Source organism: Paraburkholderia silvatlantica, assembly GCF_003096715.1.
GTDB classification, from domain to species: Bacteria; Pseudomonadota; Gammaproteobacteria; order Burkholderiales; family Burkholderiaceae; genus Paraburkholderia; species Paraburkholderia silvatlantica.
Map to the genome: position 1 here is coordinate 59,869 of NZ_QEOL01000018.1, position 12,815 is coordinate 72,683.

10 protein-coding genes are annotated in these 12,815 nt (G+C 63.1%); 9 read left to right on the top strand and 1 reads right to left on the bottom strand.

Going from position 1 to position 12,815, the window contains the following annotated elements:
- Positions 1-163 precede the first annotated feature (163 nt).
- The 6 genes from C7411_RS22745 to C7411_RS22770 all read left to right on the top strand — a co-directional run bounded on the left by C7411_RS22745 (position 164) and on the right by C7411_RS22770 (position 8,951).
- Positions 164-3,586: a hybrid sensor histidine kinase/response regulator gene (locus tag C7411_RS22745; protein WP_110386308.1), complete on the top strand. Its 3,423-nt coding sequence runs from the start codon at positions 164-166 to the stop codon at positions 3,584-3,586.
- Positions 3,587-3,596: 10 nt separating this feature from the next.
- Positions 3,597-4,565: a response regulator transcription factor gene (locus C7411_RS22750; protein WP_133253697.1), complete on the top strand. Its 969-nt coding sequence runs from the start codon at positions 3,597-3,599 to the stop codon at positions 4,563-4,565.
- Positions 4,566-4,864: 299 nt separating this feature from the next.
- Positions 4,865-7,213 carry a TonB-dependent receptor gene (locus C7411_RS22755; RefSeq protein WP_373682631.1) on the top strand — a complete coding sequence of 783 codons (2,349 nt, stop codon included), beginning with the start codon at positions 4,865-4,867 and terminating at the stop codon, positions 7,211-7,213.
- Positions 7,214-7,238: 25 nt separating this feature from the next.
- Positions 7,239-7,832: a MotA/TolQ/ExbB proton channel family protein gene (locus C7411_RS22760; RefSeq protein ID WP_110386310.1), complete on the top strand. Its 594-nt coding sequence runs from the start codon at positions 7,239-7,241 to the stop codon at positions 7,830-7,832.
- Positions 7,829-8,227, top strand: coding sequence for an ExbD/TolR family protein (locus C7411_RS22765; RefSeq protein ID WP_110386311.1), 399 nt, complete (start codon positions 7,829-7,831; stop codon positions 8,225-8,227). Before C7411_RS22760 ends, C7411_RS22765 begins: the two co-directional genes overlap by 4 nt.
- A 49-nt stretch (positions 8,228-8,276) precedes the next feature.
- Positions 8,277-8,951 (top strand): energy transducer TonB, encoded by a 675-nt coding sequence (locus C7411_RS22770; protein WP_243413294.1) that lies wholly within the window; start codon positions 8,277-8,279, stop codon positions 8,949-8,951.
- 132 nt (positions 8,952-9,083) lie between these two features.
- Here the strand turns inward: C7411_RS22770 and C7411_RS22775 are convergent, their stop codons facing one another.
- Positions 9,084-9,401 carry a hypothetical protein gene (locus C7411_RS22775; protein WP_110386312.1) on the bottom strand — a complete coding sequence of 106 codons (318 nt, stop codon included), beginning with the start codon at positions 9,399-9,401 and terminating at the stop codon, positions 9,084-9,086.
- 315 nt (positions 9,402-9,716) lie between these two features.
- On the opposite strand from C7411_RS22775, the gene C7411_RS22780 reads away from it, so the two are divergent.
- The 3 genes from C7411_RS22780 to C7411_RS22790 all read left to right on the top strand — a co-directional run bounded on the left by C7411_RS22780 (position 9,717) and on the right by C7411_RS22790 (position 12,355).
- Positions 9,717-10,298, top strand: coding sequence for a TetR/AcrR family transcriptional regulator (locus tag C7411_RS22780; RefSeq protein ID WP_110386313.1), 582 nt, complete (start codon positions 9,717-9,719; stop codon positions 10,296-10,298).
- A 133-nt stretch (positions 10,299-10,431) separates the two neighbouring features.
- Positions 10,432-11,478, top strand: a complete 1,047-nt coding sequence (locus tag C7411_RS22785; RefSeq protein ID WP_110386314.1) for an aldo/keto reductase — start codon at positions 10,432-10,434, stop codon at positions 11,476-11,478.
- 13 nt (positions 11,479-11,491) lie between these two features.
- Positions 11,492-12,355, top strand: coding sequence for an SDR family oxidoreductase (locus C7411_RS22790; protein WP_165822865.1), 864 nt, complete (start codon positions 11,492-11,494; stop codon positions 12,353-12,355).
- Positions 12,356-12,815: the final 460 nt, after the last annotated feature.

Sequence of the window (12,815 nt, forward strand, 5' to 3'; positions counted from 1 at the left end):
CGAGGTTGGACGCAATGTAGAAGGCCAAATTGGCAACCGGAATACGTCGATTGACGTATTCCCCGCTATCGCACTGGAATGTAACTTGCATTGGACGTCGATCCCGCGCGGCCCTGCCGTTTGCACCGTTCGCGCCGCTTTCGCACCAATCCGGATCATCTTCATGTCCCAGAGTCACCCTTCCGTGGGCGCGCCGAGCACGCAACGCATCGTCAAGGTGCGCCGCGACTACAACGCCTGGGTCGGCGACGAGACCCTCGAGGACTACGCGCTGCGCTTCACGCCGCGCTCGTTTCGCCGCTGGTCGGAACTGCGCGTGGCCAATACGGCAATTGGCGCAGTATCGTTTCTCGTGCTCGAGGCAATAGGAGGCAGTCTCGTCGTCAACTACGGCTTTACGAACGCGATCTGGGCGATCGCCGCCGTTTCGGCACTCATCTGGCTCACGAGCCTGCCGATCAGCTATTACGCGGCACGCTATGGCGTCGACATGGACCTGCTCACGCGCGGCGCGGGCTTCGGCTATATCGGCTCCACGCTCACCTCGCTGCTCTATGCCGTCTTCACGTTTATTTTTTTCGCGCTCGAAGCGGCCATCATGTCGCTCGCGCTGCAACTCTATTTCCACATCTCGCTCGGTATCGCGTACGTACTGAGTTCGCTCGTCGTGATTCCTATCGTGATGTTCGGCATCACGCTCATCAACCGCCTGCAAAGCTGGACGCAGCCGCTCTGGCTCGTCCTGTTCGCCCTGCCCTACGCGGCAGTGCTGTGGCGTCATCCGGGCCTGGTCCGCGAATGGACGACGTTTGCGGGCTTCGCGCCGCAGGGGCGCGCTTTCAGCTTGATTGCATTCGGGCAGGCCTCGACCGTCGTGTTCGCGCTGATCGTGCAGGTCGGCGAACAGGTGGACTACTTGCGATTTTTGCCGCCGCTCACGGCGCGCAACCGCACGCGCTGGTGGCTCGCGCTGCTTTCGGCGGGACCTGGCTGGATCGTGCCCGGCGCACTCAAGATGCTCGGCGGCGCGTTTCTCGCCTTCGTCGCGATCCAGCACGAGGTCGATGCCTCTCATGCTGCGCAGCCCACGCAGATGTATCTCGTCGCGTACCATCTGCTGCTCGATCCGCTCGGGCTCGCGAGCTGGGCGCTGCCCGTGATGACGCTGTTCGTGATCGTCTCGCAGTTGAAGATCAACGTGACGAACGCCTATGCGGGCTCGCTCGCGTGGTCGAACTTCTTTGCACGGCTCACGCACAGTCATCCAGGCCGCGTGGTCTGGCTCGTGTTCAACGTGATGATTGCCTTGCTGCTCGTTGAAATGGGTGTATTCGATGCGATCGCCAAGGTGCTGTCGCTCTACGCGAACATTGCGATTGCGTGGGTGGGCGCACTGTTCGCCGATCTCGTCATCAACAAGCCGCTCGGCTACAGTCCGCGTTATATCGAGTTCAAGCGCGCGCATCTGTACGACGTGAATCCCGTGGGCGTGGGCGCAATGCTGATCGCCGCAGCGGTCGCGATGCTTGCGCAAAGCGGCATGCTCGGCGTGCTCGCGCAAGCGATGTCGTCGTTCATCGCGTTCGGCGTGGCGTTCGTCTGTGCGCCGGTGATTGCGATCGTCACGCGTGGGCGCTACTACATCGCGCGAGACGCGCAGCCCACGGGCGACGCCGTCTCGCTGCGCTGCGCGATCTGCGAGAACGCCTTCGAGCCCGACGACACCGCGTACTGCCCCGCTTACGGGGGCACCATCTGCTCGCTGTGCTGCTCGCTCGACTCGCGCTGCCACGACCGCTGCAAGCCGCACGCGCGCTTCGCCTCGCAGGCCGACCGCGCACTGCACCGCGTGTTTCCGCGCGCCCGGCTCGGCCCGGCCGCGCTGCGTCTCACGCACTACGCGAGCCTCGTCGTCGCGATGCTGGCGGTGCTCGCGAGCGTGCTGTATCTGATCTGGTCGCAGAGCGTGACGTCATTCGCCGCCGACGGTGCGTCGTTCGACGGCGCCATGGCGGGCAGCTTCCTGAAGATATTTTTCTCGCTCTCTCTGGTGGGCTGCATCGCGGCGTGGTGGTTCGTGCTCGAGCGCGAAAGCCGGCGCGTTACGCAGGAAGAATCGCAGCGGCAAAACGAACTGCTGATGCTCGAAATCGACGCGCACCAGAAAACCGACGCCGCGCTCAAACGCGCGACGGCCGCCGCCGAATCGGCGAATCAAGCGAAGAGCCGTTACGTTTCCGGCTTGAGCCACGAATTGCGCACGCCGCTCAATAGCATTCTCGGCTACGCGCAATTGTTGCTGCAGGCGAAAGACGAACTCTCGGCAACACGCTACAACGCGGTGCGCACGATCCACCGCAGCGGCGAGCATCTGCTCGCGCTCGTCGACGGGCTGCTCGACGTCGCGCGTATCGAAGCGGGCAAGCTGCAACTGAACATTGCGCGTGTGCCGCTTGCCGATTTCGTCGCGCACGTCACGTCGATGCTGCGTCCTCAGGCACTCGAAAAGGCGCTGGCCTTCGACGTGCAAACCGTCGGCCGCCTGCCCGCCACGGTGCGCTCCGATCAGAAGTGCATGGGCCAGATCCTCACTAACCTGATTGGCAACGCCATCCGCTTTACCTCCGCCGGCACCGTGACGCTGCGTGTGAGTCATGCGCTCGACACGCTCAAATTCGAAGTGATCGACACCGGCCCCGGCATTCCCGCGCCCGAGATGGAACGCCTGTTCCTGCCGTTCGAGCGAGGCGACGCCGCGCACGCGCATGATCACGGCGCGGGTCTTGGCCTGACGATCTGCCGGCTGCTTACGCAGGCGCTCGGCGGCAGTCTCGAAGTCGAAAGCGAGGTGGGGCGCGGCACGCGCTTCGTGGTGCGGCTCTTTGCGCCCGCCGTCGACAGCGCCGACGAAGCGCGCACCGAGCTCGCGGCCATACGCGGCTATACCGGCGGGCGCCGCGCGATTCTCGTTGTCGACGATCTCGCGGATCAGCGCGGCATCGTCGTGCAATTGCTGACGCCGCTCGGCTTCGACGTCGCCGAGGCGGCGAGCGGCCCCGAGGCGCTCCGCTGGCTCGCCACGCACGGCGCCGACGCGATCATCATGGACATTTCCATGCCGCTCATGGACGGCTACGAAACAAGCCGTTTGATCCGCGAAAACCAGTTGTCGAACGCGCCCATCGTGCTGCTTTCGGCCAACGCGTTCGCCGACGACCGCGAACGCGCGAGCGCGACCGGTTGCGCCGGTTATCTCGTGAAACCGCTCCAGGTGAACGTGCTGCTCGACAAGCTCGCGCAACTGCTCGCGCTCGACTGGATTGCATCCGATACGTCATTGCCCGCGCCCGCGCAGGCCGGTGCGGCCTCGCTCGACGCCGCCTGGCCGCCAGCGGTACTCGAGCGCCTGCGGGCGCACCTCGAAGTCGGCTACGTGCAAGGCGTCATCGAGCAGCTCGACACGGCCCGCGCAACATGGCCCGCGCTACAGGAGCACATCGAGGTGCTGCGCGCATTGGCGGAACGCTTTCAGCTAAGGGAACTCGAGCATGAACTCGACCGACTGCCACGCGCCGCCAACACGTGACGCACAGGCCATGGGCGGCGCCAACGCGACGCCTGGCTGGCTTGACGACCGGCCTGTCGTACTGATCGTCGACGATACACCGGACAACCTCGCGTTTCTTTCCGACACGCTCCAGGCGCACGGTTACGCCGTGCTGGTCGCGCTATCGGGCGAGGACGCGCTCAAGTGCCTCGCGCGCGTGACACCCGACGTCGTGCTGCTCGACGCGATGATGCCGGGCATGGACGGCTTTGAAACCTGTAGCCGCATGAAACAGGACGTGCGCCACGAGCATCTTCCCGTGATCTTCATGACCGCGTTGACGGAAAGCGAGCACGTGGTGCGCGGCTTTCGCGTGGGCGGCATCGACTATGTGACGAAACCCGTACGGCCAGAGGAAGTGAGCGCGCGCATTGATGCGCATGTGCGGCGCTCGCGCGCGCAGCTCTACGCGCACGCCGCGCTGTCGCTCGATACACGCGCGGCTTTGATCGTGGGCGCCGATGGCGCGATCCGCTGGCAAAGTCCGCAGGCCGCGCGCCAGATCGCCGCTTACTCCATGGCCGATGCCGATCACGCGAATCAGGCGAAGCAAGCCGGCGCGCGCCTCACCTTGCCGCCGGTGCTGCGCGCCTGGTTCGAGGAGTGGCTCGCGCGCGGATGCCCTCCCGACGCCGTCCACGAGTTCGCGGCGGGGCAGGTTCGCCGCTCGGCGAGTGCGACGCCGGCGCCTGAGCCGGGTGAATGGATCGTTATCCTCAAGGAAATAGACGATACAGTCCATCGTAATGCGCTCGGCGCGCGCTTCGGCCTGACGGCGCGCGAAGCCGAGGTGCTGCTCTGGGTTTCGCGCGGCAAAACGAATCGCGACATCGGCGACATTCTGGGTATGGCGCCACGCACGGTTAACAAGCACCTCGAACATCTGTTCCGCAAGCTGCACGTCGAAACGCGCGCCGCCGCCGCTGCGCTGGCGATTAAAACCCTGGACCGGGCCTGAGTGCGGTTGAACCGTTTCCCAAGCAGTCCATGATCATCGTCCGTAGAACAAAATAAAGTCGTCACCACATCGCCAGGAAAGTCGTCAACTCGGCCTGAAAACGTTGTGCGACCCGGGTTACCCCTGCAAATGCAATGGTTTGCGACGAGCGAAACCCTTGCCGAGCCACCGCACTCCCGCGCGGCCCATTGCGCGTTCTTGTTGTTATGTTATAACATTTCGAAAACGATCCCCTCAGCCATACCCGGCGCGTCCTCGCAGGACAGGGGTATCCCAACCCCAAAACCAGAACGAAACCAATGAATCGCTCGCTGATATCGCAGGTCAGCATGCTGTTGTTCACCTGTACACTGGGTACCCGCGCGCTCGCGGCCGGCGACGCCGCCGTGCTTGGCGGCACAGTGGCCGACGCTCAGGGACACGCCATCAACGCCCAGATCTCGCTTCAGGATGCAAGCGGCCACGTTGTCGCCCAAACGACAGCAGGCCCCGACGGTCGCTTCCAACTCGACCATGTCGCGCCCGGAACCTATGCGGCAACCGTTGAGGCACAGGGCTATGGCGCCGTCGCGCGCATTGCTACGGTGACTCAAGGGCAGATGCCCGACTCGCTGGCCATCGTGATGCGCAAAGACAGCACCCTCGACGTCACCGTCAATGCGCAGCGCCTCGACCGCGCGCGCAACGGTCTGCTGCCGGAAGTCGGCGCGAGCGTCTACCGGATCACGCAGGCCGACATCGACGCTTCGCCGCAAGGCGCGAACACGCCGCTAAACCAGGTCCTGCTGCAGGCGCCCGGCGTCGCCAACGACTCGTATGGCCAGCTGCACGTTCGCGGCGACCACGCAGACCTGCAATATCGACTCAACGGCATCCTCATTCCTGAGCCGATCAGCGGTTTCGGCCAGTCGCTCGACGCACGCATCATCGACCAGCTGAACCTCGTGACCGGCGCGCTGCCGGCCCAGTACGGCTATCGCACGGCGGGCATCGTCGACATTCGCACCAAAACGGGCGACACCGGCAATGGCGGCACCATCGACGTCTACGGCGGCAGCCACCAGACGATTCAGACGAGTGCCGACGTCTTCGGCTCGAGCGGTCCGTTCAGCTATTACTTCTCGGGTTCGCTCGGCCAGAACAATCTGGGTATCGAGGCGCCCACTTCGGACGGAAGCCCCCTGCACGACCACACGCGCCAGGGCAATGGCTTCGGCTATATGTCGTACCTGCTCAACCCGCTCACGCGCGTGAGCGTCATGTTCGGCACCGCGAGCAACCAGTTCCAAATCCCGAATACGCCGGGACTCACCCCGGTTTACACGCTGAACGGGCAGTCGAGCTTCAACTCGGCCGACCTGAACGAAACGCAGTCGGAGCTGAACAACTTTGCGGCCGTGGCGCTCCAGGGCACCAACGGCGGTGCGCTCGACTACCAGGTGGCGTTCTTCACGCGCTACACGCGCACGAAGTTCAATCCCGACCCGGTAGGCGACCTCATCTTCAACGGCGTGGCCTCCGAGGACTTCCACAGCAACCAGGCGAACGGCGTGCAGTCCGACTTCACCTGGCGCCTGAACGACAGCCACACCGTGCGCGCGGGCCTCATGTTCCAGCAGGAGCATGCCGTGTTCGACGACAGCGTCTCCGTGTTCCCCGTCGACGCGAACGGCAACCAGACTTCCGACCAGCCGCTCACCATTCAGGACTCGCACAGCCAGACAGGATATCTCTACAGCCTCTACGTCCAGGACGAGTGGAAGCTCGCGCCAAAGCTGACGCTGAACTACGGGCTGCGCTACGACCGCATGGACGAATACGTGCAGGCCGGACAACTGAGTCCGCGCATCGGCCTCGTGTACCAGCCGACCAACGCAACGACGCTGCACGCGGGCTACGCACGCTATTTCACGCCGCCGGCCTTCGAGCTCGTCTCCGACGCCACGATCAGCAAGTTCAATGGCACGACCAACCAGAGCCCTTCTTCGCAGAACGATCCGGTGAAGCCCGAGCGTGCCGATTACTTCGACATCGGCATCACGCAGCGCCTGACGCCCGCGCTCACCGTCGGGCTCGACGCGTACTACAAGCGCGCGACGGACCTGCTCGATGAAGGACAGTTCGGTTCGGCGCTCATCTTCACGCCGTTCAACTACCAGTATGGCCGCGTCTATGGCGTGGAATTCACGTCGAGCTACCACCAGGACAACGTGAGCGCCTACGTGAACGTCGCGTTCAGCCGCGCGCAGGGAAAGAACATCGTATCGGCGCAGTTCAACTTCGACCCTGCGGAGCTGGCCTACATCGCAAACCACTGGGTCTCTCTCGACCACGATCAGCGCATCACGGCGTCGTTCGGCGGCACATACACCCTGGGCATGACGACGTTCACGGCGGACGCGATCGTGGGCAGCGGGCTGCGCAGCGGCTTTGCCAACACCGACCGTCTGCCGTGGTACGCACAGATCAATCTGGGCGTCATCCAGCACTTCAATGAGCCTCTGGTAGGCAAGTTCGACGCGCGGCTCGTGCTCGTCAACGCGTTCGATCGCGTCTACGAGCTTCGCGATGGTTCCGGCATTGGGGTGAGTGCGCCGCAGTACGGACCGCAGCGCGCGATCTATGCCGGACTCACCAAGCACTTCTAATCATTTACGCGAGAAGGATTCCATCATGAACGACTGGAGCGGTGTAGCCGAGGCCTTCATGCTCGGCGGCTGGGTCATCTACCCGTTGAGCCTGCTCGCCATCGCTGCCCTCACGATCACATTCGACCGGGCGTACGTCTGGTGGCGCTACGCCCGCACGCCGCGCGACGGCGACGCCAGCGCGCTGCCCGGCAGACATGTCCTGCGGCGGCTCGATGCCCAGATGGGCGACGGCAACCTGCCCATCTGGCGCATCGAAGCACAGATCGAGGCGGCCGCGTCGCAAATCGAACGTGACATGAGCCGCGGCCTCTGGCTGCTCGAAACGATCGTGACCGCGGCGCCGCTGCTCGGCCTGCTCGGCACGATCGTCGGCATGATGCATTCGTTCCGGCTCATTGGCGGCGATGGCCTCGTCAATCCTTCGGGCGTGTCAGGCGGCGTTGCACAGGCGCTGGTTGCAACGGCGATCGGGCTGGTGATCGCGCTTGTCACGCTCTTTGCGTTCAATTATTTTTCGCGGCGTGTGGAGCGGCTCATGGACGAACTGGAAATGTTCGCGAATAAACGCCTGGGCGACCTGCGGCTTGCGCGCGAAAATGGCGGGGCGGCGTCATGAAGCTGCGGCGCTCGCGTACGTCGCGGCGTGGCCGCATCGAGATCATCCCGATGATCGACGTGATGTTTTTTCTGCTGGCGACGTTCATGCTGACTTCGCTGTCGATGCAGCGGCTCGACGCCGTGCACATCGACCTGCCCAGCGGTCAGGCGCAGTCCGTACCGCTGGACCGGCCGTTGACACTGTCCGTGAATCGCTCCAACCAGATCTTCGTGAACCGGCAGCCGGTGCGGCTCGATGAGGTAAGCCGCGCCGTGGCGAAGGGTATTCGACGTGATGGAAATATCGTCGTCGCCGCCGATGACGGCGCATCGCACGGCGTCGTCGTCCAGGCCATTCTCGAAGCACGCAAGGCCGGGGCCGAGCATTTTCTCGTAGCCGTGCATCGTGAGTAGCGCCTCGGGGTCACGAACTGCCCATTGCGACCGGGGCACGCGACGGTATGTGATCGCCACGATTCTGGCTGCCGCCACGTGGGGGCTGTTTCTTGCGCGTACGCAGTGGCTCGTTGGCGCGCAGCAGGACACAACGTGGCGAGAACCGGTCGACATGCGCGTGATTGTGCTGCCACCGGTGTCACCGGTAGAGCCGCACACAAGCGAGACCGCTCAGGTTCCAGTTCGACGTGAGGCGGCGCGACCCTCGATCCATCGCGAGCCACGATTGCCTCGCCCCACGCAACCGTCGCACGTTGCACTGGCACACGTCGCGTCCGCGCAGACATCGGTGCAACAGCCTGCCGTGCAACGCGATACGCTGCCGCCGTCTATGCAGGCTCACGGTGATGCTCCAATACCGGCTAGCGACTCCCGGCCGACCGGAGACGGGGCCCTCGCCCCCTCCGGCCCAGTGAGCAAGGAAGCCCGGCTGCTGTCCCGGCCGCTGCCGGAACTGCCCGATGACCTTCGCGAGCAAGGCTATCAGGCGGTCGCCGTGGCGCGTTTCGCCATCCATGCCGACGGTACATTCGACGTGGATCTGCTCAAGCCGACACCGAATCCGCGACTGAACCAGATCCTGCTCGCAACGCTGCGGCAATGGCGCTTCTTTCCGGCAACGGAGGACGGTCGTCCGGTCGACAGCCATCAGGACGTGCGAGTCCATTTCAACGTGAATTGATCATTGTCGCGGCGCACGAAGTACGGTGCGGACGTCGCGGAACCAGTTTGTGACCGGAGGAGCGGTTACGCGGGCGACTGTGGAGCATCGTAACGCTGCGTTACAGGGAAACGAGCCGTGGTGCTCGTGGCTCTATCGCTTGGGCCCTTTCATCCATTCCGCCTCCATCGCCGCATTGCGCTCTTCGTCCGCCTCGACGGGGTCCATCGCTTCGTCGACTGATGCCGTTGCGCGTTCGACGGCTGATTTCATTTCATCTGCATCCTCGCTGACATCGCCGTTGTCGTAACCTGGCGGCTGCAGCATATCCCTGAGCATCGCGCCCAGTTCTGGCGTGTCCCAGGGCAGACCATGCTGCGTGCGGACCTTGATATAGTGCCGCACTTCCGCGTCCTGCTCCGCCGTAAGCGGTAGCCCTCGAAACGTGCTTTGGGGGTCAGAGTTCGCCATGGCCGTCTCCTATTTCCACTGCGTTTTGAGTGTAACCCCATTGCAACCAAGGACCGTTCTGGGGTGCGGTTGGCACCACCAAGACGCGATTAGCCATGAAGAGAAACTGCGCCAGCCTGCTGAAAACACCGAACATGCTTGCCTGTCTTTCAACTCTCATAGCGAGAGTTATCGGATTCGGGACATTCGGCTTACCACTTGTGCCGTATTGGCAAAGCTGGGTCCCAGTGTCCACCAATCGATCGTCAGCTGCGAGTCGTTGCGGATAGATTGTGATCGCAATATAATCGACGCATCGTATTGGTGGAGAGGTTTATGAGAGTCAGTCGCGCTCAGGCGGAAGAGAACCGCCGCGTGGTCATAGAAAAAGCCGGACAGCTGTTCCGCGAGCGCGGTTTCGATGGCGTCGGACTGAATGACCTGATGGGCGCGGCGGGCCTCACCCAGGGCGGCTTTTACAAGCAGTTCCGGTCGAAGGACGATCTGGCCATCCAGGCGTGCGACCGCGTGATGGCGGACAGCAAGGCGCATCTGACGCAAGTCGTCGAAAGCGGCACGGAGGATCCCTTGGCCGAGATCGTCAGCCAGTATCTTTCGCGCCGGCACCGCGATATGCCCGGTGCTGGGTGCATCTTTGCTTCGCTCGGCGCCGATGCAGCGCGTGGCAGTCCCGAGCTAATCCGCAGCTTCGAAGCGGGTATCCGGGGTTACCTCGAGATACTCGAGCGTGCAGGGCAAACCTCTCCCGCACACGGCCCCCCCCAAGACCCTGCCGTCATGCTCTCGACGATGGTGGGCGCGCTGGTGTTGTCCCGTCTTGTTGCCGACACCGCGCTCTCCGACCGGATACTCGATATGGCGATCGGCAGTCTGCTCGATCGCAGGGAGGTGCGTTAGAGATCCGGTTCCGTCCGGTCAGATCCAGGTAGCGAGGCTGTCGATGGCACTTCGCTACTTCTGATCGTATGCCGCCGCGGCGGCAGGTTCGAATTCAAGCCGAATTCGATATTTAATATTAGGAGTGCGATTCATGCGTTACCAATTGTTTGGAAAGCATACCGGCCTGCGTGTTTCGGAGCTGGTGCTCGGTGCGGGCAATTTCGGCACACGCTGGGGGCATGGCGCCGAGCCGGACGAAGCGCGTCGTATTTTCGACGCTTATGCGGATGCCGGCGGCAACTTTATCGATACGGCCAACGGTTACCAGTTCGGAGAGTCCGAGGAAATACTGGGCGATCTGCTGACCGGCCGGCGCGACGATTTTGTGCTCGCCACGAAATTCACCATGAGAACGGATATGAACTCCGGCATCCTCGTCACCGGCAATAGCCGCAAAGCGATGGTGGCTTCGGTCGAAGCCAGCCTGAAGCGGCTCAAGACCGATCATATCGACCTGTACTGGGCACACGCGTCCGATGGCGTCACGCCGGTCGAAGAACTCGTGCGCGGTTTCGACGATCTGGTGCGGGCCGGGAAGATTCTGTATGCGGGTTTGTCCGATTTTCCCGCATGGCGCGTGGCGCGCGCCGCGACGATCGCGGAACTGCGCGGCGCCGTGCCGATTGCCGCGCTTCAGGTCGAGCATAGCCTCGTTCAGCGCAGCACCGAGCACGAGCTTCTGCCGGCTGGTCAGGCGCTCGGTCTTGGCGTGGTGGCCTGGTCACCGCTTGGCGGCGGCATGCTGACCGGCAAATATCGCCAAGGGGAGAAAGGCCGCGCCGAAGGTTTTGGCGGGAAAGTGTTTCAGGCGGAAAACTCCGTACAGCGCACCGCCATTCTCGACACCCTGATCGAGGTGGCCCGCGACGCGGGTGTTACGCCGGGTGAAATCGCCATCGCCTGGGTAGCGGCAAAGGGTGCGTTACCGATCATCGGACCGCGCACGCTGTCCCAGCTCGAAAATAATCTCGGCGCGGCCAATGTGACGCTATCGCATGAGCAGATCGCACGACTCAACGAGGTCAGCTCGATCCCGTCGGGCTTCCCGTACACGATGCTCAACGATCCGGATACCCGTCAGCTATACACAGGCGGTAAAGCCGATCAATTCGATGCACCTTCCGAAACCATCGCCTAAAGGACCGCACACGATGAGCAAAATTCTTGTCACCGGTGCGACCGGCGGACTGGGCGGCCAGGTCGTCGAGTTCCTGCAGCGTCGCGTTCCCGCCGGCAATATCGTCGCCCTGGCGCGCGATCCCGCCAGGCTGAATGCATTGGCGGAGAAGGGCGTCGAGGTCCGGCGCGGCGACTATCTCGACCCCGTTTCGCTTGAAAGCGCGTTTGCCGGAGTGGATAAACTGCTGCTGGTCTCGGCGCTGGCTTTCAGCGATGTCGTCAAGGAGCACAGGAATGTCGTCGAAGCGGCCAAGCGAGCCGGTGTGCGCCACCTGCATTACGTCTCGCTTCAGCAAGCCGAAGGCAGTGCCGTCGACATTCCGCCCGTTACACAATGGGAACGGGAAACAGAGGCGCTATTGCATGCCTCGGGTCTTGACGTGACGATCCTGCGCAACACGATGTACTTCGACACACTTCCGTTCGGCAAGCGCGTGAACGATGTTGGCATCCTCGTGCCCGTAGGCAACGCTCGGGGTGCCTTCGCCAGCCGACGCGATCTTGCCGAGGGCGCCGCCGCGGTTCTATCCAGCAATGGCCATGCGGGCAAGCTCTATACGCTCGGCGGCAGCGAAGCGGTCGGCATGGCAGACATCGCGGCAGCAATGTCGGAAGCAAGCGGCCGACAGATCGACTATCGCGAAGTATCGGTCGCTGAATTCATCGAAGCGCGCATCGATGAAGGCTTTCCCGCGCTCGTCGCGAATTTCTTCGTTGCATGGTTCAAGGCAATCGCGGCAGGGGAATTTTCCGAAGTCACGGGCGACCTGGAGCGCCTGATCGGGCGACGCCCGCAGACGGCGCGAGATTTTTATCGGGAGTCGTTTCGCGTCTGATGGTCGGAATTTCACGTGACAGGGGCCCCAGAGACGAATCGAGAGTGATCGAGCCAGCGGACAACGGCTGGGGAGCGTTGGACAACGGACGATGACCAGAACGCAGGGCAATGGCGGGACGCCAGATATAGCTATATAGATAATCTTTCTTATCATAATGCACCTATTTTTCAATAAAACGTGAACGCATGAGAATCTGCCTGAGCCGGTCCCGCGCCCCGCCTGCCACCGCATCGGGCCGCGAGTATATTGACGCAACACGGCTCATCCAACGGGTGGAGAGCTGTTCATCGACTATGCGCTCGAGGCGCTCCACAATTGCAGGGTTCCGGCCTCCCGCGCGAGACGCCCCAGATGCTCGCCCTCATTGATCATAACGCCGCCCAGAATGGCGCCACCATAGACAGCCGCGAACATCGGCATACCCCAATATGCTTTTCACGCGTTCGTCCTTGCGGTT